The sequence below is a fragment of the Pantoea dispersa genome (assembly GCF_035783935.1).
GTDB lineage: Bacteria > Pseudomonadota > Gammaproteobacteria > Enterobacterales > Enterobacteriaceae > Pantoea > Pantoea dispersa_C.
On the sequence record NZ_JALKOV010000001.1, the window covers coordinates 583,183 to 609,574 of the forward strand.

Here is a 26,392-nt window from a genome sequence, read left to right on the forward strand (position 1 = left end):
AATTGTTGTCTACACTTAATGTTGCCGATGTTCGTAGTGCGGTTGCTGTGTTGATGAAAATTTCGTTTAGTTCTGGAGCGTTACCCTCTCAATTTCCATGTTTACGGAAAAACCTCCTCACTTCCGGCCCGCCTGCGAACAGACTGCCCGTTTACGTTCAGATACAGGAGGAGACGTGACCCCTGCGGTTAATGAGAACAGCACCCTGCCGTCGCTAAGCGGCGGACTTTATGCCTTCTTTTTTGATGTTGACGGCACGCTGGCCGCGCTTCAGTCGCAGCCCGAGCTGGTTTCCATCCCCGCATCGGTGCGCCAGCATCTGCAACAACTTTCCCGTCTGAGTCACGGCGCGCTGGCGCTGGTTTCCGGCCGTCCGATCAGCCAGCTCGATGAACTGGCCGCGCCGCTGGAAGCGCCGGCGGCGGGCGTGCACGGCGCGGAGCGCCGCGATGCCAGCGGGCGTGTGCATCGCCAGTCGCTGCCCGATGCGGTGGCGCAAACGCTGCAGGTTGAGCTGCAGCAGGCGCTGGACCAATGGCCCGGCACGCTGCTGGAAGTGAAAGGTATGGCCTTTGCGCTGCACTATCGCAACGCGCCGCAGTATGAGAACGCCATCATGCAACTGGCCGAAGAAGCGGTAAGCCGCTTTCCGGCGCTGGCGCTGCAGCCAGGTAAATGCGTGGTGGAACTGAAACCGCAGGGCATCGATAAAGGTGCTGCGGTACGCGAATTTATGCAGGAAGCGCCATTTACCGGTCGCATTCCGGTATTTGTGGGCGACGATCTGACCGATGAGAAAGGCTTTCTTGCGGTCAATGCCATGCACGGCATTTCGGTCAAGGTCGGTGAAGGTCCAAGCCAGGCGAATTATCGTCTGCCCGATGTGGCAGCGGTCTGGCACTGGCTGGAACAACTATTATTACAACTAGAACATGACAACGTCGGTAAGGAGTTTAGGTTATGAGTCGTTTAGTCGTCGTATCTAACCGTATCGCTATTCCTGATGGAAGCAAAACCAGCGCGGGCGGTCTCGCCGTCGGTATTCTGGATGCGTTGCAGACCACCGGAGGATTGTGGTTTGGCTGGAACGGAGAGATCAGCGAGTTTTCCGGTGAAGAGGATGAAGAACTTACGCAGATCGAACAAGACGGCATTACCTATGCCTCATTCCCCCTTAATCAAAACGATTACGATCAGTATTACTGCCAGTTTTCCAATACGGTGATCTGGCCAGCGTTCCACTATCGCCTCGATCTGGTGGAGTACCAGCGTGAAGCCTGGGAAGGCTACTGCCGGGTTAATACCCTGCTGGCGCAGCGGCTGAAACCGCTGATCAAGCCCGACGATATTCTGTGGATCCACGATTATCACCTGCTGCCGTTTGCCGCTGAGCTGCGTAAGCAGGGCATCAACAACCGTATCGGATTCTTTCTGCATATCCCGTTCCCGACGCCGGAAATTTTCAATGCGCTGCCGCCGCATCAGGAACTGCTGGAAATGCTGTGTGATTACGATCTGCTGGGTTTCCAGACAGAATCCGACCGCGTGGCGTTCCTCGACAGCCTGAGCCAGCTGACGCAGCTGCAGAACAAAGGCGAGAAGAAGCACCGCGCCTTTGGCAACACCTTTATGACCGAGGTCTATCCGATCGGTATCGAGCCGGACAGCATCAAAGAGATGGCGGAAGGGCCGCTGCCACCGAAGATGGCCGCCATGAAGCGCGAGCTGGGCGATTTGCAGAACATTATCGCCTGTGAGCGTCTCGACTACTCCAAAGGATTGCCAGAGCGTTTCCTCGCGTACGAAGCGCTGCTGGAAAATTTCCCGCAGCACCGGGGCAAAATCCGCTATTCGCAGATTGCGCCGACCTCGCGCGGTGACGTGCAGGCGTATCAGGATATTCGTCATCAGCTGGAAACAGAAGCAGGGCGCATCAACGGTAAGTACGGCACGCTGGGCTGGACGCCACTCTACTATCTCAACCAGCATTTTGACCGTCGCCTGCTGATGAAGATTTTCCGGCTGACCGACGTCGGGCTGGTGACGCCGCTGCGCGACGGCATGAACCTGGTGGCGAAAGAGTATATCGCCGCCCAGGATCCGGACGACCCGGGCGTGCTGGTGCTGTCGCGCTTCGCCGGGGCAGCCAACGAGCTGACCTCCGCGCTGATCGTCAACCCGTACGACCGTGATGATGTGGCGGCGGCGCTGGACCGCGCCCTGACCATGCCGCGCACCGAGCGTATTTCGCGCTACAACGACATGATGGCGGTGCTGCGCAAGCAGGATATTTCGCACTGGCGCGAGAGCTTCCTGAAAGATCTGCATACGCTGCCGGCGCGCAGCGCCAGCCACGGCAGCGATAATAAAGTCGCGACGTTCCAGAAGCTGGCGTAATTAAGCGGGGAGAAGCCTTTTTCCCCGCACCTGCATCCTCTCCCGCCTGCGGGAGAGGCAATCACCCGGAGGCGAATTTTCTGATCGCCTCCGGGGTCATCAACACCGATTGCCGTCGCGGAGCGTCTTTTCCCGTCAACCGGGAAGGGCTGGCTCAGAAGGCAAATCCAGGCCAGCGCTGCACAGCGTTTCCACGTGACAGGGTTATCTGATGAAATCGATTTCATTTTGATAAGCGCTAAACCGCTGCCCCGGCACCCAAAAGCGCACGGATTGGTTAAAATCCAGCCATTCAGCAGGCAAAAACATAAATTTTTCCGCGCAACCCTAAAGATTCGGCTGGCCAGGCCGATAGTTCTGATACATCAGTGCGTTAGTTAGTCAACTCATTCATATCGCTAATGTAACGTGCTGTTACATCCCTTATTGCCCGCTAAACGTTCCGGATAAACTCCTTACACTGCGCCAGCACGCGGTCCTCACTCTTTGCGCTTCGCTAACACCTCTGCTTTAGTCCTGCCAGGCAATATTCCCTGTAAGTGATTAATTTAAAAACGAATAATTCCCTCTGTTTTTGGAGTTTTATGCTGTTATTTCGGTCTAATCCGGCGTCTTGTCTTTGCCTAAAGCCAACGAAGCAGATAAAAGATCGCCTCACGGCGACAATCGGCGACACACTGCAAAATTAAGACTTTTCCTGTGAAATATTAGCGAAACGTTTCAAAATTGCTCAAAAAAGGAACAACAGAAAAGCATTACTGAAGCTTTAGTTGAAAAATTTGCCTTAAAAATGTGACCTGGATCACACTTTATCTAAAATTTCATGCCAGTCACGTTGTATGTCGAAATCAGACGATATAGATTTGCCTTGTTTTCGGATTAGTCTTAAAAAACTGTAAGCAGACGTCACGGAAGATGGTTACAACTCAAGAAAAGATTGGCCTGGAGTTTTGACTACTACTGATCAATATCCCGGTGGGAAGTGAAACAGTTCAGTACACGTTGGCTTATGCCTGATTATTTTTTTGCCATCTTTAGATTTACCAACCAGCAACCCGAACCATAGAACACTTAATTCTGTGGCCGTATATATGTCGCGTCTATCAGGATGGAAAAAAATGGGTACATCAGAATTACTAAAACATATATATGACATCAATCTGTCATATTTATTACTTGCACAGCGTTTAATTAACCAGGAAAAAGCTTCAGCAATGTTTCGTTTAGGTATCGATGAGCCAATGGCGGATGCATTGCAGCAATTGACTTTACCTGAGATGGTAAAATTAGCGGAAACCAATCAACTGGTTTGCCAGTTCCGCTTTACCGATCACAATCTCATTAACCGTCTGACGCAGGAATCACGTGTGGATGATTTGCAGCAAATCCACACCGGTATTTTATTATCCAGCCGTTTATTGCGCAGCGCGTCGAAAGATGATGCGACTGCTAAAAAGAGGGCGGTGTAATGACCGAAAAAAGTATCGTTCAGGAAGCGCGTGATATTCAGCTGGCAATGGAGCTGATTACATTAGGCGCACGACTGCAGATGCTGGAAAGTGAAACCCAGCTGAGCCGCGGTCGCCTGATTAAACTGTACAAAGAGCTGCGCGGTGCACCGCCACCGAAAGGTATGCTGCCATTCTCTACCGACTGGTTCATGACCTGGGAACAAAATATTCATGCGTCGATGTTCTGCAACGCCTGGCAGTTTCTGCTGAAAACCCGGCTGAGCAGTGGCGTAGAGGCGGTCATCAAAGCCTATCGCCTGTATCTTGAGCAGTGTCCGCAATCGGACGAGGGCCCGCTGTTGGCGCTGACCCGCGCCTGGACCCTGGTGCGATTCGTTGAAAGTGGCATGCTGGAATTATCTGACTGCAAATGCTGTGGCGGAAGCTTCATCAACCACGCGCATCAGCCGCCGGGCAGCTTCGTTTGCAGCCTGTGCCAGCCGCCGTCACGTGCCGTAAAAAGACGTAAACTTTCTGCAGATTCTGCCGATACCTTTCCACAACTGCTGGATGAACAGGTTAAACGCGCCGTTTAAGTTTGTTCGCATCGTGGAAAACATCCAGCAGCGGTTAATACCGCTGCTTTTTTTTTGCCCACACGATGCGAATAACACCTGCGGCTCTCTGGCTTAACTTCCACCAACACGTTACGGACGTAAGGATGTTTTTGTGCTGATTATTGTGGGTTATATCGTAGTCCTCGGTTCCGTGCTGGGCGGTTACATGATGGTAGGTGGCCATCTTGGCGCACTTTACCAGCCGTCGGAGCTGCTGATTATCGGCGGCGCCGGTATTGGTGCCTTTCTGGTGGGCAACAACGGCAAATCGATTAAAAAGACACTGAAAGCGCTGCCGTTGTTAATGCGCGGCTCAAAATATAACAAAGCCGTATACATGGATTTAATGGCGCTGCTGTATCGCCTGATGGCGAAATCACGTCAGCAGGGCATGCTGTCGCTGGAACGCGATATCGAAGATCCCAGCCAGAGCGAAATTTTTGCTAACTATCCGCGTATTTTGTCCGATAAACCTTTAGTGGATTTTATTACCGACTATTTACGTCTGATGGTGAGCGGAAATATGAATGCCTTCGAGATCGAAGCCCTGATGGACGAAGAGATCGAAACCTACGAACACGAGTGCGAAGTACCAGCACAAAGCTTAGCGGCGGTCGGTGATGGCCTGCCGGCGTTCGGTATCGTCGCCGCGGTAATGGGCGTGGTGCACGCGCTGGCATCGGCGGACCGTCCGGCGGCCGAGCTGGGCGCGCTGATTGCACACGCCATGGTGGGAACCTTCCTCGGTATTCTGCTGGCGTACGGCTTCATTTCGCCGCTGGCCTCGGTGCTGCGCCAGAAGTGCGCGGAAACCACCAAGATGATGCAGTGCGTCAAAGTCACGCTGCTCTCCAGCCTGAACGGTTACGCGCCGCAGATTGCCGTCGAGTTTGGCCGTAAGACCCTGTATTCCACCGAGCGTCCGTCCTTTACCGAACTGGAAGAGCACGTGCGTAACGCGAAAAACCCGGCTAAGCAGACCTCGGATACGCCTTCATGAAGCACGGAAATCGCCCGATTGTGCTGGTCAAACGGCGCAAACATAAAAAGCATGAAGGCAGCCATGGCTCGTGGAAGATTGCCTATGCCGACTTTATGACGGCGATGATGGCGTTCTTTATGGTGATGTGGCTGATCTCGATCGCCAACCCGCAGGAGCTGGTGCAGATTGCAGAATACTTTAAAACGCCGCTCAAGGTTGCTCTGACCGGTGGCCAGCGCAGCAGCGACAGCGAAAGCCCGATTCCCGGCGGCGGTGATGATCCGACGCAGAAAAAAGGCGAAGTGCAAAAGCAGGTCGATATGGATGCGCAAAAGCGCCAGCTGGATGACATCCGCCTGAACCGGCTGCGTGAAAAGCTCGACCAGCTGATCGAGGCCGATCCGCGCCTGAAAGCGCTGCGTCCGCATCTGATCATCAACATGGTGGAAGAGGGACTGCGCATTCAGATTATCGATAGCCAGAACCGCCCGATGTTTAAAACCGGCAGCGCCGAAGTGGAGCCGTATATGCGCGATATCCTGCGCGCCATTGCACCGCTGCTGAACGATATACCCAACAAAATCAGCCTGTCCGGCCACACCGATGACTTCCAGTACGCCAGCGGCGATCGCGGCTACAGCAACTGGGAACTGTCAGCGGACCGCGCCAATGCCTCACGTCGTGAGCTGGTCGCGGGCGGTCTGGACGGCGGCAAAATGCTGCGCGTGGTCGGCATGGCCGACACCATGAAGCTAAAAAACCGTGGCGCCAATGACGCGGTGAACCGTCGTATCAGTCTGCTGGTGTTGAACCATGACACCGAAGCGGCGATTGAAAAAGAGAATGCCGAGAGCGATGCCGTCCAGGTGAGTGACCCGGCGCAAATTTTACCAAGCATTACCGCACCGGCTGGTCCGACGGCGCCAACTGCCCCCACGGGTTCCACCGCAGCACCGGCAACCCCGGCCGCTGCGGCGAATCCGCCGGCAGCGGCGACGCCCGCCGCCAGCGCGGTGACACCAGACCAACCCTCACAGCCGAGGTGATCCCGTGAGCATGGACATCAGCGATTTTTACCAGACGTTTTTTGATGAAGCCGATGAGCTGTTAGCGGATATGGAGCAACACCTGTTGGGACTGGATCCCCAGGAGCCCGATTCCGAGCAGTTGAATGCCATCTTCCGCGCCGCCCACTCCATTAAGGGCGGAGCCGGTACGTTTGGCTTTACGGTTTTACAGGAAACCACCCACATCCTGGAAAACATTCTGGATGGTGCGCGCCGTGGCGAAATGCAGCTCAGCACCGACATCATCAACCTGTTTTTGGAAACCAAAGATATTATGCAGGAACAGCTCGATGCTTATAAAACCGCGCAGGAGCCGAACGCAGAAAACTTTAACTACATCTGCGAAGCCCTGCGCCAGCTGGCGCTGGAAGCCAAAGGAATCGCTCCGGCAGTGGCAGCCCCTGTCGTGGCGCTCGCCGACGTGGCAGTACCTGCCGCACCCGCCAGCAGCGGTCTGCGCCTGCAGCTGATCAATCTGAAAGAGAAAGAGCCGGACCTGCTGCTGGAAGAGCTGGGCAATCTCGGCACCCTGACCGATGTGGTAAAAGGCACCAACACGCTGGAAGCCACCATCGACGGTGTCGGCAAAGACGATATCGTGGCGGTGCTGTGCTTCGTGATTGATGAAGCGCAGATTCAGTTCCCGCAGGACGCCGCGCCCGCCATCGCCGCTGCGCCCGCCGTTGCAGCCGGGGCCGACGCCGAAGCGCCGCTGCAGCAAACCGCTACCGTTACTGACATCACTCCGGCGGTGAAGCGTGAGAGCAAGCGTGCTGCCGCACCTGCTAAAAGCAGCGAATCCAGCAGTATTCGCGTCGCGGTGGAAAAAGTGGATCAGCTGATCAACCTGGTCGGCGAGCTGGTGATTACCCAGTCGATGCTGGCGCAGCGTTCCGGTGCGCTGGATCCGGTGGCACATGGTGACCTGCTCAACAGCATGGGTCAGCTGGAGCGTAACGCCCGCGATCTGCAGGAATCGGTGATGTCGATTCGTATGATGCCGATGGAGTACGTGTTCAGCCGCTTCCCGCGCCTGGTGCGCGATCTGGCCAGCAAGCTGGGCAAAGAGGTTGAACTGACGCTGCTCGGCAGCTCGACCGAACTGGATAAGAGCCTGATTGAGCGCATTATCGATCCGTTAACGCACCTGGTGCGTAACAGCCTCGACCACGGCATCGAAACGCCGGAAAAACGGCTGGCAGCCAACAAAACGGCGGTCGGTAATCTGACGCTGTCGGCGGAACATCAGGGCGGTAACATCTGCATTGAAGTGATCGATGACGGTGCCGGCCTCAACCGCGAACGCATCCTGGCGAAAGCGCTGTCCTCGGGTCTGCCGGTCAGCGACAGCATGAGCGATGAAGAAGTCGGCATGCTGATCTTCGCGCCGGGCTTCTCGACCGCCGAGCAGGTGACCGATGTGTCAGGGCGCGGCGTCGGCATGGACGTGGTGAAACGTAATATTCAGGAGATGGGCGGTCACGTTGAAATCTCCTCGAAGCAGGGCAAAGGTACCACCATTCGCATTCTGCTGCCGCTGACGCTGGCGATCCTCGACGGCATGTCAGTGCGCGTGGCGGACGAAGTGTTCATCCTGCCGCTGAATGCGGTGATGGAGTCGCTGCAGCCGACCGCCGAAGAGCTGAAGCCGCTGGCCGGTGGCGAGCGCGTGCTGGAAGTGCGCGGCGAATACCTGCCGCTGGTGGAGTTGTGGAACGTGTTTGACGTGCAGAACGCCAAAACCGACGCCACGCAGGGCATCGTGGTGATCCTGCAGAGCGCGGGACGTCGCTATGCGCTGCTGGTCGATCAGCTGATTGGTCAGCATCAGGTGGTGGTGAAGAACCTGGAGAGCAACTACCGCAAAGTGCCGGGCATTTCCGCCGCCACCATCCTCGGCGATGGCAGCGTTGCGCTGATTGTCGACGTATCGGCACTGCAATCATTGAACCGTGAGAAGCGTGTGGCCGGTGCCGCAGCGTAACAAATAACGAAAGGGTAAAAAAATGACTGACATGGCAACCGTGACGAAAATCGCCGGCGAAACCGTTGGCCAGGAGTTCCTGGTTTTCACCCTCGGTGACGAAGAGTACGGCATCGACATCCTTAAAGTGCAGGAGATTCGCGGTTACGATCAGGTAACGCGTATCGCTAACACGCCGGAGTTCATCAAGGGCGTGACTAACCTGCGCGGCGTGATTGTGCCGATTATCGACCTGCGCGTGAAGTTCTCGCAGCCGGACGTTGAGTACAATGAAAACACCGTGGTGATCGTGCTGAATCTGGAGCATCGCGTGGTCGGCATCGTGGTCGATGGCGTGTCTGACGTGCTGTCGCTGACCCAGGATCAAATCCGTCCGGCACCGGAATTTGCCGTCACCATGTCGACCGAGTACCTCACCGGTCTTGGCGCGCTGGGCGAGCGCATGCTGATTCTGGTCGACATCGAAAAACTGCTGAGCAGTGAAGAGATGGCGCTGGTCGATACGCTGCGTAGCGCATAATCGTTCGCAGAGAGTCACGGGTCGCTGATGCGGCCCGTGACTATTACATCCTTTATTAAACCGTTATAAATCAATAGCAAAGCCGACAAATATTTCCTGCCCTCGCTCAATATTCCCGCCGCCAGGTCGATAACTGTATTGCACGATTTTTCTTCATTTCCCAGGGCAAACTATGTTTACGAAAATCCGCGTTGTGACCAGCCTGTTGCTGGTGTTGTTGGTGTTTGGCGTACTGCAGCTGGCTTCCGGCTCGCTGTTTTTTAAAGCGCTGAGTGACGACAAAAAAAGTTTCAATACCTCTCAGCTGGCGAGCAAAAATATTGCCGCCATCAATGATGCATACATGAGCCTTAACCAAAGCCGGGTGATCCTGACGCGCATTCAGCTGCGCATCGCCACCAGCAAACTGACCGGCACCGAAGCCGACATCGGTACGCTGTTCGGGCAGAGCAGGACATTCCTGCAGGCGGCGCAGGATAACTTTACGCTGTTTAAAAACACACCGGACACGCCGGGCCAGAACCTGCAGCTCAATCAGCAGCTGGAACAGACCTATAAGGCATACGCCAGCGCACTGGCAGAAATGGAGCAGGTGCTGCAGCGTAACGACACCGTGGCGGCGGGCAAAGTGCCGGTCGCACCGACGCAGAGCGCGTTTCTGGAAAACTACACCCAATGGCGCGCCGACCAGGATCGTCTGACGGCGGCGGGCGTGGCGGCGAACAGTGCGGCTTACGAGCACATGATGTGGCTGCTGGGTCTGGTGCTGGCGCTGGTGGTGGGCGTGATCGTGCTGTGCTGGTTCGGCCTGCGTAAGGTGCTGATCAAGCCGCTCAATGACAGCATCCAGCACATCGAACACATTGCGCAGGGCGATTTAACCCAGGCCATCGTCGTCGAAGGACGTAACGAAATGAGCCAGCTGGCAGGCAAGCTGCAGGAGATGCAGCAGGCGCTGGTGCGCACCGTCAGCAACGTGCGCGACGGTTCGGACGCCATCTTCACCGGGGCCAGCGAAATCTCGGCCGGCAATAACGATCTCTCGGCGCGTACCGAGCAGCAGGCGGCCTCGCTGGAGCAGACCGCGGCCAGCATGGAGCAGCTCACCGCCACGGTGAAGCAGAACGCCGAAAACGCGCGTCAGGCCTCGCAGCTGGCGCTCAGCGCGTCGGAAACCGCGCAGAAGGGCGGCGAAGTGGTGGAAGGGGTGGTGCGCACCATGCAGGATATTGCCGGCAGCTCGAAGAAGATCGCCGATATTACCAGCGTGATTGACGGCATCGCTTTCCAGACCAATATTCTGGCGCTCAACGCCGCCGTCGAAGCGGCACGCGCCGGTGAGCAGGGCCGCGGCTTCGCGGTGGTGGCCGGTGAAGTGCGCAACCTCGCCCAGCGCAGCGCGCAGGCGGCGAAGGAGATCAAAGGGCTGATCGAAGATTCGGTACGGCGCGTTGACAGCGGCTCGCAGCTGGTCGGCACGGCGGGCGAAACCATGGGCGAAATCGTTAATGCGGTGACGCGCGTGACCGACATCATGGGCGAGATTGCCTCGGCGTCGGACGAGCAGAGTCGCGGTATCGATCAGGTCGGTCAGGCGGTCACCGAGATGGATCGCGTGACGCAGCAGAACGCCTCGCTGGTGGAAGAGTCGGCGGCGGCAGCGGCCTCGCTGGAGGAGCAGGCCAGTCGCCTCAGCCAGTCGGTGGCGGTGTTCCGCATTCCACGTGGCGCGCAGCCTGGCAGCAGCACGGGCGTGCGTCATCCGCAAATCGCCCCGCCGCAGGCCAGCGTGCCGCGCAAAGCGCTGACCGCGCCGGTCAGCGACGCCAACTGGGAAACGTTCTAAGCTGAAACGGGAGCGGACAACGCGCCGCTCCCGCATCCCCTGCTTTCTTTACTTATAAAACGCTGTAAAAAAGCTTTAATTCAGCATTATCCCTCGTAAAGTCCGGTAAACCCTCTCAAATATTCAGCGCAGCGGTCGATAAACAGGGCGTTAACCCCCTTTTTGGAGACACCATGTTAAAACGAATCAATGTCGTCACCAGCCTGATCGCGGTCCTGCTGGTGTTCGGTGCTATGCAATTACTGTCCGGCGGGCTGTTCTGGTCGGCATTACAAAAAGATAAAGAGGCGTTTGCCGTGGCACAAACGTCAAGCAATAACGTCGCTGCCATGTCCGATGCCTGGATTGAACTCAACCAGACCCGTACCGTGCTCAACCGCGCCATGCTGCGCATGCAGGGCAGCATGGCATCACAAACCAACGGCGGCCAGCTCAACGCGCTGATTGCGCAGACGGAGAAACAGCTCGACACCGCGGCCGGCCACTATCAGCGCTATTACGATCTGCCGGCGACGCCGGGGCTGCCGGATGCGCTGCGCGACCGGCTGGAAGCGGATTATGCCGCGTTCAATAACGGCCTGAAGGCAATGCTGGCCCGGCTGAAAGCCAACGATCTGCAGGGCATGTTTGATCAGAACATCGAAGCCAAACAGGTGAAAATGAAAGCCACCTACGAGGAGTGGCGCAGCGCGCAAAGTGCTTTAGCCGCCGAAGGCGTGGCGCAGAACCAGCGTGCCTTCCACACCATGATGTGGCTGCTGGCGATTGTTGCCGTGATGGTGATCGCGGTCATCGTCGCCTGCTGGTTTGGCCTGCGCACAGTGCTGATTCAGCCGCTGCATCAGCTGCTCGGGCACATTCGCCACATCGCCGCCGGCGATCTGACGCAAACCATTGCCGTGGAAGGACGCAATGAGATGAGCCAGCTGGCGAGCAGCCTGCACGAGATGCAGCAGTCGCTGGTGCACACCGTCGGCAACGTGCGTGACGGCTCGGACGCCATCTTTACCGGTGCCAGCGAAATTTCCGCCGGCAATAACGATCTCTCGGCGCGTACCGAGCAGCAGGCGGCGTCGCTGGAACAGACCGCGGCCAGCATGGAGCAGCTCACCGCCACGGTGAAACAGAACGCCGAAAACGCCCGCCAGGCCTCGCAGCTGGCGCTCAGCGCATCAGATACCGCGCGCAAAGGGGGCGAGGTGGTCGATGGCGTAGTGCGCACCATGCATGATATCGCCGGCAGCTCGAAGAAAATCGCTGACATCATCAGCGTGATCGACGGTATCGCCTTCCAGACTAACATCCTCGCGCTCAACGCCGCCGTCGAAGCGGCGCGTGCTGGCGAGCAGGGGCGCGGTTTTGCCGTGGTGGCCGGTGAGGTGCGGAATCTGGCGCAGCGCAGCGCCCAGGCAGCGAAGGAGATCAAAGGCCTGATTGAGGATTCGGTCAGCCGGGTCAATGCCGGTTCGCAACTGGTCGGCACCGCAGGTGACACCATGCAGGATATCGTCGGCGCAGTAACGCGCGTGACGGACATCATGGGCGAAATCGCGTCGGCCTCGGATGAGCAGAGCCGCGGCATCGACCAGGTGGGTCAGGCAGTGACCGAGATGGACCGCGTCACCCAGCAGAACGCCTCGCTGGTGGAAGAGTCGGCCGCCGCCGCGGCCTCGCTGGAAGAGCAGGCCAGTCGCCTCAGCCAGTCGGTAGCGGTATTCCGCATTCCGCGTGTTGTCGCGCCCGCCGCCGTGCGCGCCGTTGTGGCACCGGCACAGCCGACGCGGCGCAGCGCCGTCACCGCCCCGGTGACGGACGGAAACTGGGAAACGTTTTAATGTTTCGCTGAGTTTTACCCTCTCCCCAGCCGGGAGAGGGCTTCCTGCCGGCCTTACCCTCATCACTCCGCATAAAGATCCGCGCCTGCGCGCCGATAACACCAGCGATCCGCCAATTAATGAGGTGTTTATGTTTAGTCGTGTTCGAGTGGTATCCGGCCTGCTGTGCGTGCTGGCGTTATTTGCCTTACTGCAGCTGTTTTCCGGAGGAATGTTTTTTTCAACGGTGAAAGCCGATAAAGAGAATTTTGCGTATAACCAACGCCTTAGCACCCTGCAGCGGGCAATGGGCACCTCATGGGTTTCACTGGTACAGGCGCGTAACACGCTGAACCGTGCCGGTATCCGTTATCTGCTGGATAGCCAGCAGGCCGGTTCCGGCGCCACGGTGAAAGATCTGGTGGCGCTGGCCACCGCAGAGCTGAAGACCGCCGATCAGAGCTTTGCCGAGTTTAATGCCAACCTGTCGGAAAAAGGTAAAAGCGCGGAAAACGTCCTGACGCTGCAGGCCAACTACAACGCGTTTCGCGGTGCGCTGGCCGAGCTGATTGATTTTCTCAGTGCCGGCAACTTTAAGGGCTTTGTCGATCAGCCAACGCAGGGTTTTCAGGACAAATTTGAAAAGGATTACAACGCCTGGCTGGCCTACAACATCGTGCTGGCGAAACAGGGCATTGACGCCAACCAGAGCGCCTATCAGCACGCGATGATGCTGGTGATCGGCACGCTGCTGGTGACGCTGCTGGTGATCGCGCTGGTGTGGAGCGGCATGCGTACGGCGCTGATCCGTCCGCTGCAGCAGAGCATTGAGCACATCCGCCATATTGCGCGCGGCGATCTGACGCAGCCGGTCGATGTCAGCGTGCGCAACGAAATGGGCGATCTGCTCAGTTCGCTGCAGCACATGCAGCAGGAGCTGGCGCGCACCGTGCGCATCGTGCGCGACGGTTCGGACGCCATCTACACCGGCGCCAGCGAAATCGCCATGGGCAACAACGATCTCTCCTCGCGAACCGAACAGCAGGCCGCGTCGCTGGAGCAGACTGCCGCCAGCATGGAGCAGCTCACCGCCACCGTGAAGCAGAACGCGGAAAACGCCCGTCAGGCGTCGAAGCTGGCGCTGAATGCGTCCGAAACGGCGCAGCAGGGTGGCAAAGTGGTCGACGGCGTCGTCACCACCATGAAGGACATCGCCGGCAGCTCGAAGAAGATTGCCGATATCACCAGCGTGATCGACGGCATCGCCTTCCAGACCAATATCCTTGCGCTCAACGCCGCGGTGGAAGCCGCTCGCGCCGGTGAGCAGGGGCGTGGTTTCGCCGTGGTTGCCGGTGAAGTGCGCAGTCTGGCCCAGCGCAGCGCGCAGGCGGCGAAGGAGATCAAAGGCCTGATTGAAGATTCCGTCAGCCGCGTCAACACCGGTTCGGTGCTGGTGGAGAGTGCGGGCGAGACCATGAGCGAAATCGTCAATGCGGTCACCCGCGTGACCGACATCATGGGTGAAATCGCCTCGGCTTCCGATGAGCAGAGCCGCGGTATCGACCAGGTTGGCCTGGCGGTGAACGAGATGGATCGCGTGACCCAGCAGAACGCCGCGCTGGTCGAAGAGTCGGCGACGGCTGCTGCCGCGCTGGAAGATCAGGCCAGCCGACTGAAACAGTCGGTCGCAGTGTTCAATATTGGTAAAGAATTTGTCGCCCAGGCCGTTAACGTAACTACAGCGCCAAAAATTGCGCGTCAGTCGGCGCCACAGGCGCTGGCGCAACCGGCAGGAGCACGTGGCGCTGACGATAACTGGGAAACCTTTTAACCCTTGTGGCCGCCGCAGGGCGGCCCGTGTGAATGGTGTGCACTGGCAGCACAGTAGCAACCGCAGTATCACAATTTAATCAGTTTGTTGCCGGGTGACCCGAAATGAAGAAATCGACGTTATTGGATCAAAATGAAGCCACGACGCTGCTCTCACAAATGGTGCAGCGCCTGCCGCTTTCCGATACACATTTTCGTCGTATCAGCCAGCTGATCTATCAGCGTGCGGGCATCGTGCTGGCCGACCACAAACGGGAGATGGTGTACAACCGTTTAGTGCGTCGTCTGCGCATGCTGAATATTGATGATTTTGGTCGCTACCTGGCGCTGCTGGAGCAGGACCCGAACAGTGCCGAGTGGCAGGCATTTATTAACGCGCTGACCACCAACCTGACGTCATTTTTCCGTGAGGCGCACCATTTTCCGATCCTCGCAGAGCATGCGCGCCAGCGCAGCGGCAGCTACAGCGTGTGGAGTACCGCCGCCTCAACCGGCGAAGAGCCGTACTCGATTGCCATGACGCTGGCGGAAACGCTGGGCACCGGACCGGGGAAATTTTCCGTCCACGCCAGCGATATTGATACCCAGGTGCTGGAGAAAGCGGTGGCGGGCGTGTATCGCCAGGAGGAGCTGCGCACCTTATCGCAGTCGCAGCTGCAGCGCTTCTTCCTGCGGGGCACCGGTCCGCACGCCGGCATGGTGCGCGTACGCAGCGAGCTGGCCAACATGGTCAACTATTCGCAGCTCAACCTGCTGGCGAACGACTGGGCGCTACCGGGACCGTTCGATGCGATTTTCTGTCGTAACGTGATGATCTATTTCGATAAAGAGACGCAGGAAAAAATTCTGCGCCGTTTTGTACCCCTGCTGAAGCCGGGCGGTCTGCTGTTTGCCGGGCATTCGGAAAACTTCAGTCAGATCAGTAAAGAGTTCTGGCTGCGTGGACAGACTGTCTATGGACTGACCAAGGAAAGACGATGAGCAAAATCACCGTGATGTGCGTGGATGACTCCGCGCTGATGCGCCAGTTGATGACGGAGATCATCAACAGCCATCCCGATATGGAGATGGTCGCGACGGCGCCGGACCCGCTGGTGGCGCGGGATTTGATCAAACAGTACAACCCGCAGGTGCTGACGCTGGATGTCGAGATGCCGCGTATGGATGGCCTCGACTTCCTTGAAAAACTGATGCGCCTGCGACCGATGCCGGTGGTGATGGTGTCGTCGCTGACCGGGAAAGGCTCGGAGGTGACGCTGCGCGCGCTGGAGTTGGGCGCGGTGGATTTCGTTACCAAGCCGCAGCTCGGTATCCGCGAAGGCATGCTGGCCTATAGCCAGATGATCGCCGATAAAATCCGCGCCGCCGCGCGCGCCAAACTGCATGCGCGTGCCGCCACGCCGCAGCCGGTGATGCTGAAAGCCGGACCGCTGCTGAGCAGTGAAAAGCTGATCGCCATCGGCTCGTCCACCGGCGGTACCGAAGCGATTCGCCACGTGCTGCAGCCGCTGCCGGCCACCAGCCCGGCGCTGCTGATCACCCAGCACATGCCGCCCGGCTTTACCCGCTCGTTTGCCGAGCGGCTGAACAAGCTGTGCCAGATCACCGTGAAAGAGGCGGAAGACGGCGAGCGTATCCTGCCCGGCCACGCTTACATCGCGCCGGGTGCGATGCACATGGAGCTGGCGCGCAGCGGTGCCAACTACGTGGTGAAACTGAACGACGGGCCGCCGGTCAACCGCCATAAACCGTCGGTGGACGTGCTGTTCCGCTCGGTTGCGGTCAACGCAGGACGAAATGCAGTGGGCGTCATTCTGACGGGCATGGGTAACGACGGCGCGGCCGGGATGCTGGAAATGCATCGCGCCGGCGCGTGGACCATCGCCCAGGATGAAGCCAGCTGTGTGGTATTTGGTATGCCGCGCGAAGCGATAGCGATGGGCGGCACCAGTGAAGTGGTCGATTTAGGCCACATCAGCCAGCACATGCTGGCAAAAATTAGCGCCGGACAGGCATTGCGAATTTAACGAGCCGGTCCTGCCGGACAAGACAACACAGGAGTAGATATGGCTGATAAAAATATGCGCTTTTTGGTGGTGGACGACTTCAATACGATGCGTCGTATCGTGCGTAACCTGCTGAAAGAGCTGGGTTTCAATAACGTGGAAGAGGCCGAGGACGGCGTCGATGCCCTGACCAAACTGCGTGCCGGCGGCTTCGATTTCGTCGTCTCTGACTGGAACATGCCGAACATGGACGGCCTGGAACTGCTGCAGACCATTCGCGCCGATGCCACGCTGGGCAAACTGCCGGTGCTGATGGTGACCGCCGAAGCCAAGAAAGAGAACATCATCGCTGCCGCACAGGCCGGTGCCAGCGGCTACGTGGTGAAGCCTTTCACCGCCGCCACGCTGGAAGAGAAGCTGGGTAAAATCTTCGAAAAACTGGGTATGTAAGGAGATGTGATGAGCGACCTTTCGAAACCAACTGACGAAGCCTCGGCACACGACATTATTGCCCGGATTGGCTCACTGACGCGTATGCTGCGTGACAGCCTGCGCGAACTGGGGCTGGATCAGGCGATTGCCGAAGCGGCAGAAGCGATTCCGGACGCGCGCGATCGTCTGGATTATGTGGTGCAGATGACCGCACAGGCAGCGGAACGTGCGCTGAACTGTGTGGAAGCCGCGCAGCCACACCAGGACCAGATGGAAGCCAGCGCCAGCCAGCTGAAAGGCCGCTGGGATGCCTGGTTTGAGAACCCGATCGAGCTGGCGGATGCACGCGAGTTGGTTTCGGATACGCGCCAGTTCCTTGACGACGTGCCGTCTCACACTGCGTACACCAACAAGCAGCTGCTGGAGATCATGATGGCGCAGGATTTCCAGGACCTGACCGGTCAGGTGATCAAGCGCATGATGGATGTGATCCAGGAGATCGAACGTCAGCTGCTGATGGTGCTGCTGGAAAACATGCCGGAAGCCAATGCGGCGGCGCGTAAAGAGGGCAACAGCCTGCTGAACGGTCCGCAGATTCACGCGAATGCGCCGGGCGTCGTCTCCAGCCAGGACCAGGTTGACGACCTGCTGGACAGTCTAGGTTTTTAAAGCGGAGGGCTCGTGCCTCCTGATTCCGACCCTCTCCCGCGCGGGAGAGGGTATTGCATGGCACATTTCCCGCCTGATTTCCTGCTACGCCCGCTGGCGGCGTAAAATCTGAAACATAGCAAGACAAGTCCTACGTTGGCATGAGGATATGTTAAGGTAAAGTCGTACAGTTTTGTGAGCTACCTCAAATTCTAAACTGAAACGAATACTCTTTTGCTATGCTGCCACTTGTTCTGACCCGCAAAATTTTCGCTGCCACCGCCCTCGGTGCCCCCGTTCTTGTTGCCGTTGCGCCTGCGCAGGCCTTCACCGACGACACCGAAGTTTCCGCGACGCCGTTCGCCGACCCCGCGCGTTTCCAGAAAATCGCCGAAACCTTACCGGCACTGGGCTATCAGGACGATACCGCGGCATTCAGCAAAAAGCTGGCGGGCATCGCCAAAACCATCGGCGAGGCCAGCCAGAACAGCGACAGCGACACCACGCTTGGCCAGCAGGCCGGTATCTGGGCGTTTAACCATTTTCGCGATGAGGTCGCCACCCGCGTGGCGGATGAAGGGCAGTCGCTGCTGTCGCCTTATGGCCAGGCGCAGATCGATCTTAACGTCGATATGGACGGTAACTTCAGCGGCAGCGGCGCCTCGCTGCTGACACCGTGGGCCGATCGCTACAATTACCTCACGTTTAGCCAGCTTGGCGTGCACCAGACCGATGACGGCATGGTGGGCAATGCCGGGCTGGGCCAGCGCTGGACCGCGGGCGGCTGGCTGCTGGGCTACAACGGCTTTGTTGACCGGCTGTTTGACAGCGGACTGCAGCGCGCCTCGCTGGGCACCGAAGCCTGGAGCGATTATCTGCGCTTATCCGCCAACTACTACACGCCGCTGTCCGGCTGGCGCAACCGCAATCCGTTCCAGCAGCAGCGGCTGGCGCGCGGGTATGATGTCACCACTCAGGGTTATCTGCCGTTTTACCGCCAGCTGGGCGTGTCGGTCAGCTGGCAGCAATATCTCGGCAACAATGTCGATCTGTTTAATTCCGGCAACAGCTATCACAATCCATCGGCGCTGACGCTCGGCGTTTCCTATACGCCGGTGCCACTGGTCACGGTATCGGCCAGCCACAAAACCAGTAATGAAGGCGAGAGCCAGGATCAGCTCGGGTTACGCCTCAACTACCGTTTTGGCGTGGCGCTCAGCCAGCAGCTCAATCCGGATAATGTCGCCGCCGCGCGTTCGCTGCGCGGCAGCCGCTATGATTTGGTCACGCGCAGTAATACGCCGGTACTGGAGTTCCGCCAGCGTAAAACCCTGTCGGTGTTCCTCGCCACGCCGCCGTGGCAGCTCAATGCGGGTGAGAGCCTGCCGCTGAAACTGCAGATCCGCAGCGCCAATCCGATCCGTAAAGTGAGCTGGCAGGGCGATACGCAGGCGCTGAGCCTGACGCCCGGGGCGAATCCCGACGATCCGCAGGGCTGGAGCATTATTATGCCGGCCTGGGATGCCTCGCCTGAGGCCAGTAACAGCTATCGTCTGTCGGTGACGCTGGAGGACAGCAAGCAGCAACGCGTGACGTCCAACTGGATTACGCTGCAGGTGCAACCGCCGATGATGCTGGATCAGGCGAGCGAAAACCGCTTCGACCTGCTGGCACCGTAATCCGCGCGGCACCCAAGAAAAAAGGGCAGCCTGCGCTGCCCCTGGCGAATCCTCAGCCGACACAAGCCGGGATGCGATGAGGGTAAATCACTATCAGAACTGGTACACCAGACCTACCGCGGTAATATCATCGGTTTTCAGGCGCAGCGCGTTGTCATCTTTCAGCAGGTTGATGCGGTATTCGCTGTACACTGACATGTTCTTGTTGAAGTAGTAAGTGGCACCGACGGACGCGTATTTGAACAGCCAGGCGTCGCCAACGTTCTCAAGATCCTTGCCTTTCGAGGTCACGTAGCCCAGTGACGGACGCAAACCATTGAGGAACTGATACTGCGCGACGGCTTCAAAGTTTACCGCTTTGTTGGCGAAACCGTTGTTACCGACTGGCGTAGCGTTATGCGATTCGCCGTAGATGGTGGCCAGATACAGCTGGTTAGCATCATATTTCAGGCCGGTTTCCCAGTGTTCCGCTTTTTCACCGCGGCCGAAAGTGGCACGGTTCTGCGCGCTAACGCGATCGAGGCTGGCATAGGCGGCCACCGCGCTCAGGCCAAAGTCGGTGTCATACGAAGTGGAAACGGCAAAACCGTCACCGTTGGAACGGCGCACTGCCAGGTTAGGTGTTGCCGCGCTGTCGCTGCGCTCGTTTTTCCCTTCGTACTGGGCCGCGACGTTCCAGCCTTTCACCAGACCGAAGAAGTCTTTGTTACGCCACGTCAGCACGCCGGTGGAGCGACCGGACAGGAAAGCATCAACATAGCCGGAGTCACCGCCGAAGAAAGGCAGCATATCGGTATAGCCCAGCACGTCGTAAATCAGGCCATAGTTACGGCCGTAGTCAACAGAGCCAAACTGACCCATTTTCAGGCCGGCATAGCCGAGACGGGTTTTGTTACCGGTCTGCGCATCTGCGCCTTCGGTGTTACGCAGGCTGAATTGCGATTGCCAGAAACCGTAGCCGGTCAGCTGATCGTTGATTTTGGTTTCGCCCTTGAAACCGAAGCGTGCGTAAGACGAGGTGTCGCCATCATTGCTGGCGTCATGGGAGAACAGGTGCGACACATTAATCTTGCCCACCAAATCCAGCTTGTTACCATCCTTATTATAGATCTCCGCAGCCTGAGCCACAGAAACTCCCAGCAGCAGTGGCATGACTGCTGCCAGTAAAGTGCGCTTCATCATTTAATTTTTTACCCTGTGTTATTTTCTAATTTTTTAACCCCCTGTGGGGTGACAAGAAAATGACACAAAATGGTAAAGATCAGTAGTGCAATAGTTGTAACAGAAAATTTCGGATTGGCTATTTGTGCGATTTTTATGCGTTCATTCCATTATCCGGAAATGAGAATCGGTTTTTCTTATCGTTTTAATCTGGCTACTTTACCAGCAATAAATATCTAATCTATTGATATTTAATCACTATTAATATCCTTAAAAACCTTAAATGAAATAGCCTTTTATTTCTGAAAATAGCACAAGCCTATGTCATAAAGTTCAATGCGCATAAATCAAAGCAGACTGATAATCACTGAATGAATTATCTGCGTTTACCTGAAGTATCGTTTTATTAACAGCAATAATAATCCGGTTAAGGCTGTTATTTAAGCGCGGACACGGTGCGCGAATAATGCACGGAACGAGTTAATTAGTTGTTAATACCTTTAGGGCTGACTGCACAAATTTAATGCGCACAATGATGTGCTGCTTGCACCCGCTAAGCGCAGCGCGCCCCAAAATGGCGCAGCAGACGCCTCATTTTGGCGAAATATCCGCTGTGCGATCACAAAAGCAATATTTCATTTTGCGAATGCATAAATCCGCTAAACAAATTACTGCGGTGCCGCTGTCATCGGATGGTTATTCACTTTTTATGCATTAAATGTGCATAGCGAAAGGGTGTAACTTATTGATATTTCGTTAACGAACCTGATTTATGCATTTTTTCCTCTGGCTGGCACGTTAACTGCACTCTATAGTCGAGCTGCAACTCAGCAAATTTTAACAATTTTAAAACAAAAGCTTCACCCGAAGTGAGGCAGGAGAAATGGCTATGTCACTGCAGGTTTCACGTCACGATTTCGATCAATGGATGATGCCGGTTTATGCCCCAGCGGCTTTTGTGCCGGTGCGTGCTGAAGGTTCTACGCTGTGGGATCAGCAGGGCAAAGAGTACATCGATTTTGCCGGTGGCATCGCGGTGAACGCGCTTGGCCATGCCCATCCCGCGCTGCAGCAGGCGCTGACCGAACAGGCCGGCAAACTGTGGCATACCGGTAACGGCTATACCAATGAACCGATTCTGCGCCTGGCGAAGCAGCTGATTGATGCCACCTTTGCCGACCGCGTGTTCTTCTGTAACTCCGGGGCGGAAGCCAACGAAGCCGCGCTGAAGCTGGCGCGCAAAGTGGCGCATGACCGCGTCGGGCCTGAGAAAAACGGCATCGTTGCCTTCACCAATGCCTTCCACGGTCGCACGCTGTTTACCGTATCGGCCGGTGGCCAGCCCGCCTATTCACGCGATTTCGCCCCGTTACCGCCTGCCATTCAGCATGCCACCTTTAACGATCTGGCCTCGGCGGCGGCCTTAATTAATGACCAGACCTGCGCGGTGATCGTCGAGCCGATTCAGGGTGAGGGCGGCGTACTGCCGGCGGATCCGGCGTTCCTGCGCGGGCTGCGCGAGCTGTGCGATCGCCACCAGGCACTGCTGATTTTTGATGAAGTGCAGAGCGGCGTCGGTCGTACCGGCTCGCTGTACGCTTATATGCATTACGGCGTGACGCCTGATGTGCTGAGCACCGCCAAGGCGCTGGGTGGCGGCTTCCCGATAGGTGCCATGCTGACGCGCGAAGATCTGGCGCAGGTGATGGGCGTCGGTACGCACGGCACCACCTACGGCGGCAACCCGCTGGCCGGTGCGGTGGCCGGTAAAGTGATGGAGCTGATCAACCAGCCCGACTTTATGGCTGGCGTGGCCGAGCGTCATCAGTGGTTTGTCACGGCGCTGCAGGAGATCAACCAGCGGCTGCCGGTATTTAAAGAGATTCGCGGCCTGGGCCTGCTGATTGGCGCGGTGCTGAATGACGATTTTGCCGGTAAGGCCAAACAGTTCAACCTGACAGCGGCCGAAGAGGGCGTGATGGTGCTGATTGCCGGTGCGAACGTGGTGCGCTTTGCGCCGGCGCTGAATATCAGCGAGGGTGAAGTGAAAGAGGGGCTGGCACGCTTTGAACGCGCCTGCGCACGCGTGCTCAAAGGAGCCACATCATGATGGTGATTCGCCCCGTCGAACGTGACGATCTGCCGCAGCTGCTGGCGCTGGCGGGTAAAACCGGCGGCGGGCTCACGTCGCTGCCCGTCGACAGCGAGACGCTGAAGGCGCGCATTGAGCGCTCGCTGCAGACCTGGCAGGACGCACTGCCGCGCGCCGAACAGGGCTACGTGTTTGTGCTGGCGGACAGCAGCGACAATCGCGCCGTTGGCATCTGTGCCATTGAAGTGGCGGTGGGCCTGCAGGATCCCTGGTACAACTTTCGCGTCGGCACCCAGGTGCACGCTTCGAAAGAGCTGAACGTCTACGCCAGTTTGCCGACGCTGTCGCTGAGTAACGATCACACCGGCAGCAGCGAGCTGTGCACCCTGTTCCTCGATCCTGACTACCGCGACGGGAAAAATGGCCATCTGCTGTCCAAGTCGCGCTTTCTGTTTATGGCGAACTTCCGCGAACGCTTTATGAAGCACGTGGTAGCCGAGATGCGCGGCGTCAGCGACGAGCAGGGACATTCACCGTTCTGGGACAGCGTGGGCAGCCGTTTCTTCTCGATGGAGTTTCGCCAGGCCGATTTTCTCAGCGGCACCGGCCAGAAAGCGTTTATCGCCGAGCTGATGCCCAAGCATCCGCTGTATATCCACTATCTGTCGGAAGCGGCACAGCAGGTGATTGGCGAAGTGCACCCGAAAACCGCGCCGGCGCGCGCGGTACTGGAAGCCGAGGGTTTCCGCTACCTCAACTATATCGACATCTTCGACGGCGGCCCGACGCTGGAGTGCGAGATCGACCGCATCCGCGCTATCCGCAAGAGCAAAGTGCTGACCGCCAGCGAGGGCGAAGCCGATGCGCGCTGGCCGCTGTGTCTGGTGGCGAACTGTGACTATCACCAGTTCCGTGTGGCGCTGCTGCCGGTGGATGTGGCATCCGGTCAGGTACAGATGAATCAGCAGCAGCGCACGGCGCTGCGCTGCGACTATGGCGACACGCTGCGGGTGGTTACCGTCGGTCGCGAGGAGAATAATGCATGACGCAGTTTATTAACGGTGAATGGCTGGCGGGCGGCGCGGAGAGCTTAAGTAAAAGTAATCCGGTGAGTGGCGAGACTTTATGGCAGGGCAACGCAGCGTCTGTGGCGCAGGTGGCTGAAGCCTGTGAGGCGGCGCGTGCCGCGTTCCCGGCGTGGGCGCGTCAGCCGTTTGCGGCGCGTCAGGCGCGGGTGGAGGATTTTGCCCGGCTGCTGGAGCGGGACAAAGCGGAACTGGCGGCAATCATCGCGCGTGAGACCGGCAAACCACGCTGGGAAACCCTGACCGAAGTGCAGGCGATGATCAATAAAGTGGCCATTTCGATCAAGGCTTATCACACCCGCACCGGCGAGCAGGCGGAGGGCGAGAGTTCACTGCGCCACCGGCCGCATGGCGTGCTGGCGGTGTTTGGGCCGTATAACTTCCCTGGCCATCTGCCAAACGGACATATCGTGCCGGCGCTGCTGGCGGGCAACTGCGTTCTGTTTAAACCGAGCGAACTGACGCCTGCAACCGCAGAGAAAACTGTGCAGCTGTGGCAGGAAGCGGGCCTGCCGGCGGGCACGCTGGCGCTGTTGCAGGGCGGGCGCGAAACCGGTCAGGCGCTGGCGCAGGCGTCGCAGATTGACGGTCTGCTGTTTACCGGCAGCGCGGCCACCGGCTATCACCTGCACCGTCAGTTCGCCGGGCAGCCGGAGAAGATGCTGGCGCTGGAGATGGGCGGCAATAATGCGCTGATCGTGGAGGATCCGGCCGACATTGACGGCGCAGTGCACATCGCCATTCAGTCGGCCTTTATTACGGCCGGTCAGCGCTGCACCTGCGCACGTCGCTTGCTGGTGAAGCGCGGTGCGGCGGGCGACGCCTTCCTGCAGCGCCTGGTCGAGGTGAGCGCGCGCCTCAAACCGGCAGCGTGGGACGCCGAACCGCAGCCGTTTATGGGCAGCGTGATTTCTCCGGCCGCCGCCGGGCAGATCTTCGCCGCCTGGCAGCAGCGGGTTGAGCTGGGTGGCGAGGTGCTGCTGGCGATGCGCTGGCCGGATCGCGACAGCGCGATTATCACGCCCGGCATCATCGACATGACCGGCGTCGCCGGGCTGCCTGACGAAGAGGTGTTCGGACCGCTGCTGCAGGTGATTCGCTATGACCACTATGAGCAGGCAATTGGTCTCGCCAATGACACGCGCTATGGATTGTCGTGCGGGCTGGTGTCACCGCAGCGTGCGCAGTTTGATCAGCTGCTGCTGGAAGCGCGTGCCGGGATCGTGAACTGGAATAAACCGCTGACCGGCGCCGCCAGCTCAGCACCGTTTGGCGGCGTGGGCGCCTCCGGTAACCACCGTGCCAGCGCCTGGTATGCAGCGGATTACTGCGCCTGGCCGATGGCCTCGCTGGAGAGCAGCAGTTTAGCGCTGCCGGGCAGCCTGTCGCCGGGCCTCGATTTCTCTGCCGCAGGAGCTTCGTCATGAAGGCGTTTGAAGCAAACTTTGATGGTCTGGTTGGCCTGACGCACCACTACGCCGGCCTGTCGTTTGGCAACGAAGCCTCCACGCGTAACCAGCTACAGCCCTCCAATCCGCGTCTGGCGGCCAAACAGGGGCTGCTGAAAATGAAGGCGCTGGCCGACATGGGCTATGTCCAGGGCGTGATTCCCCCGCACGAGCGGCCCAACCTGCCGCTGCTGCGCCAGCTGGGATTCAGCGGCAGCGATGCGCAGGTGCTGGCCAAAGCGGCGCAGCAGGCACCGCAACTGCTGTCAGCGGCCAGTTCGGCGTCGGCGATGTGGGTGGCCAATGCGGCCACGGTTTCGCCCTCTGCCGACAGCGCCGATGGCAAAGTGCATTTGACCGTTGCCAACCTCAACAATAAGTTTCACAGGGCGATCGAAGCGCCGGAAACTGCTGACCTGCTGCGCGCCATCTTCCGCGATGGCCGCCACTTCAGCGTGCACGACGCGCTGCCGCAGGTGGCGCTGTTCGGTGACGAAGGCGCGGCCAACCATAACCGCTTCGGCGCTGATTATGGCGCGCCCGGCGTGCAGCTGTTTGTTTACGGCCGCGACGGCCAGCCGGCGGGCAGCGCACCGGCGCGCTATCCGGCGCGTCAGACGCGTGAAGCCAGCGCGGCGGTGGCGAGATTGCATCAGCTCGACAGCGCGCGCACGCTGTTCGCGCAGCAAAATCCGGCGGTGATCGATCAGGGCGTGTTCCACAACGACGTGATTGCGGTCAGCAATCAGCAGGTGTTTTTCTGTCACGAAGAGGCGTTTGTCGATCAGCCGCAGCTGCTGCAACAACTGGCGGCGCAGGTGCCGGGCTTCCAGCCGATTGTGGTGCCGCGCGATCGCGTGTCGGTGACCGATGCGGTGAATACCTATCTGTTCAACAGTCAGCTGCTGCAGCATCCGGACGGCGGCATGCGGCTGGTGCTGCCGGAAGAGTCGCGCCAGCATCCCGGCGTGTGGCGCTACCTGAGCGAGCTGGTAGAGAGCGGCGGCCCGATTCGTGAGCTGCAGGTGTTTGATCTGCGCGAGAGCATGTGCAACGGCGGCGGACCGGCTTGTCTGCGCCTGCGCGTGGTGTTAACCGAGGCGGAGCGCCAGGCGGTCAATCCAGCCGTGCTGATGAACGATCGCCTGTTTGCACGTCTGAATGACTGGGTGGACCGTCACTATCGCGATCGCCTGACGCAGGCCGATCTCGCCGATCCGCAGCTGCTGAGCGAAGGGCGGAGCGCGCTGGATGAGCTGACACAGCTGCTAGACTTAGGCAGTGTCTACGCGTTTCAGCGTTAACGCCGGGGGCAAATGTGTGCCCCTGTGTC

The 26,392-nt window shown here is 58.4% G+C and carries 21 protein-coding genes; 20 read left to right on the forward strand and 1 reads right to left on the reverse strand.

Features of this window, described 5'->3' with window-relative positions; genetic code table 11:
* Positions 1 to 175 precede the first annotated feature (175 nt).
* From otsB to MXF20_RS03000, 16 genes are all read left to right on the forward strand, one after another.
* Entirely contained in the window at positions 176 to 964 is a 789-nt protein-coding gene (gene otsB, locus MXF20_RS02925; protein WP_325967598.1) for a trehalose-phosphatase, read from the forward strand.
* Entirely contained in the window at positions 961 to 2,397 is a 1,437-nt protein-coding gene (otsA, locus tag MXF20_RS02930) for an alpha,alpha-trehalose-phosphate synthase (protein WP_325967599.1), read from the forward strand. The genes otsB and otsA overlap by 4 nt, the downstream gene beginning before the upstream one ends.
* 1,118 nt (positions 2,398 to 3,515) lie before the next feature.
* Complete coding sequence (gene flhD, locus MXF20_RS02935; RefSeq protein WP_325967600.1) at positions 3,516 to 3,866, forward strand: flagellar transcriptional regulator FlhD; 351 nt, start codon at positions 3,516 to 3,518, stop codon at positions 3,864 to 3,866.
* Positions 3,866 to 4,444 (forward strand): flagellar transcriptional regulator FlhC, encoded by a 579-nt coding sequence (gene flhC, locus MXF20_RS02940; RefSeq protein ID WP_021506282.1) that lies wholly within the window; start codon positions 3,866 to 3,868, stop codon positions 4,442 to 4,444. The genes flhD and flhC overlap by 1 nt, the downstream gene beginning before the upstream one ends.
* A gap of 133 nt (positions 4,445 to 4,577) precedes the next feature.
* The gene (gene motA / locus MXF20_RS02945; protein WP_021506281.1) at positions 4,578 to 5,465 is read left to right on the forward strand and encodes a flagellar motor stator protein MotA; all 888 of its coding nucleotides are present in this window, start codon (positions 4,578 to 4,580) and stop codon (positions 5,463 to 5,465) included.
* Complete coding sequence (gene motB / locus MXF20_RS02950; RefSeq protein WP_325967601.1) at positions 5,462 to 6,493, forward strand: flagellar motor protein MotB; 1,032 nt, start codon at positions 5,462 to 5,464, stop codon at positions 6,491 to 6,493. The genes motA and motB overlap by 4 nt, the downstream gene beginning before the upstream one ends.
* Positions 6,494 to 6,503: 10 nt before the next feature.
* Positions 6,504 to 8,498 (forward strand): chemotaxis protein CheA, encoded by a 1,995-nt coding sequence (gene cheA / locus MXF20_RS02955; protein WP_325967948.1) that lies wholly within the window; start codon positions 6,504 to 6,506, stop codon positions 8,496 to 8,498.
* A 22-nt stretch (positions 8,499 to 8,520) separates the two neighbouring features.
* Positions 8,521 to 9,018 carry a chemotaxis protein CheW gene (cheW, locus tag MXF20_RS02960; RefSeq protein WP_021506278.1) on the forward strand — a complete coding sequence of 166 codons (498 nt, stop codon included), beginning with the start codon at positions 8,521 to 8,523 and terminating at the stop codon, positions 9,016 to 9,018.
* 172 nt (positions 9,019 to 9,190) lie between these two features.
* On the forward strand, positions 9,191 to 10,864 hold the full coding sequence (locus MXF20_RS02965; protein ID WP_325967602.1) for a methyl-accepting chemotaxis protein: 1,674 nt from the start codon (positions 9,191 to 9,193) through the stop codon (positions 10,862 to 10,864).
* 173 nt (positions 10,865 to 11,037) lie between these two features.
* Positions 11,038 to 12,699, forward strand: coding sequence for a methyl-accepting chemotaxis protein (locus MXF20_RS02970; RefSeq protein WP_325967603.1), 1,662 nt, complete (start codon positions 11,038 to 11,040; stop codon positions 12,697 to 12,699).
* A gap of 130 nt (positions 12,700 to 12,829) precedes the next feature.
* The gene (locus tag MXF20_RS02975) at positions 12,830 to 14,509 is read left to right on the forward strand and encodes a methyl-accepting chemotaxis protein (RefSeq protein ID WP_325967604.1); all 1,680 of its coding nucleotides are present in this window, start codon (positions 12,830 to 12,832) and stop codon (positions 14,507 to 14,509) included.
* Between the two features lie 104 nt (positions 14,510 to 14,613).
* Entirely contained in the window at positions 14,614 to 15,489 is an 876-nt protein-coding gene (gene cheR / locus MXF20_RS02980) for a protein-glutamate O-methyltransferase CheR (protein WP_325967605.1), read from the forward strand.
* Positions 15,486 to 16,535, forward strand: coding sequence for a protein-glutamate methylesterase/protein-glutamine glutaminase (locus MXF20_RS02985; RefSeq protein WP_021506273.1), 1,050 nt, complete (start codon positions 15,486 to 15,488; stop codon positions 16,533 to 16,535). The genes cheR and MXF20_RS02985 overlap by 4 nt, the downstream gene beginning before the upstream one ends.
* 39 nt (positions 16,536 to 16,574) lie before the next feature.
* Positions 16,575 to 16,964, forward strand: a complete 390-nt coding sequence (cheY, locus tag MXF20_RS02990) for a chemotaxis response regulator CheY (RefSeq protein WP_325967606.1) — start codon at positions 16,575 to 16,577, stop codon at positions 16,962 to 16,964.
* Between the two features lie 9 nt (positions 16,965 to 16,973).
* A complete protein-coding gene (gene cheZ, locus MXF20_RS02995; protein ID WP_325967607.1) occupies positions 16,974 to 17,615 on the forward strand; it encodes a protein phosphatase CheZ in 642 nt (213 codons plus the stop codon).
* A 218-nt stretch (positions 17,616 to 17,833) separates the two neighbouring features.
* Complete coding sequence (locus MXF20_RS03000) at positions 17,834 to 19,273, forward strand: YchO/YchP family invasin (RefSeq protein ID WP_325967608.1); 1,440 nt, start codon at positions 17,834 to 17,836, stop codon at positions 19,271 to 19,273.
* 93 nt (positions 19,274 to 19,366) lie between these two features.
* On the opposite strand, the gene MXF20_RS03005 is transcribed toward MXF20_RS03000, so the two are convergent.
* Entirely contained in the window at positions 19,367 to 20,455 is a 1,089-nt protein-coding gene (locus tag MXF20_RS03005) for a porin (protein WP_325967609.1), read from the reverse strand.
* An 868-nt stretch (positions 20,456 to 21,323) separates the two neighbouring features.
* Between MXF20_RS03005 and MXF20_RS03010 the strand changes: the two genes are divergently transcribed.
* From MXF20_RS03010 to astB, 4 genes are read left to right on the forward strand one after another with little or no spacing between them, the layout of a single operon-like run.
* The gene (locus MXF20_RS03010; RefSeq protein WP_325967610.1) at positions 21,324 to 22,544 is read left to right on the forward strand and encodes an aspartate aminotransferase family protein; all 1,221 of its coding nucleotides are present in this window, start codon (positions 21,324 to 21,326) and stop codon (positions 22,542 to 22,544) included.
* Entirely contained in the window at positions 22,541 to 23,572 is a 1,032-nt protein-coding gene (astA, locus tag MXF20_RS03015) for an arginine N-succinyltransferase (RefSeq protein WP_325967611.1), read from the forward strand. The genes MXF20_RS03010 and astA overlap by 4 nt, the downstream gene beginning before the upstream one ends.
* Positions 23,569 to 25,038, forward strand: a complete 1,470-nt coding sequence (gene astD / locus MXF20_RS03020) for a succinylglutamate-semialdehyde dehydrogenase (RefSeq protein ID WP_325967612.1) — start codon at positions 23,569 to 23,571, stop codon at positions 25,036 to 25,038. Before astA ends, astD begins: the two co-directional genes overlap by 4 nt.
* Entirely contained in the window at positions 25,035 to 26,363 is a 1,329-nt protein-coding gene (gene astB / locus MXF20_RS03025) for an N-succinylarginine dihydrolase (protein ID WP_325967613.1), read from the forward strand. Before astD ends, astB begins: the two co-directional genes overlap by 4 nt.
* The last annotated feature ends 29 nt before the right edge of the window (positions 26,364 to 26,392 follow it).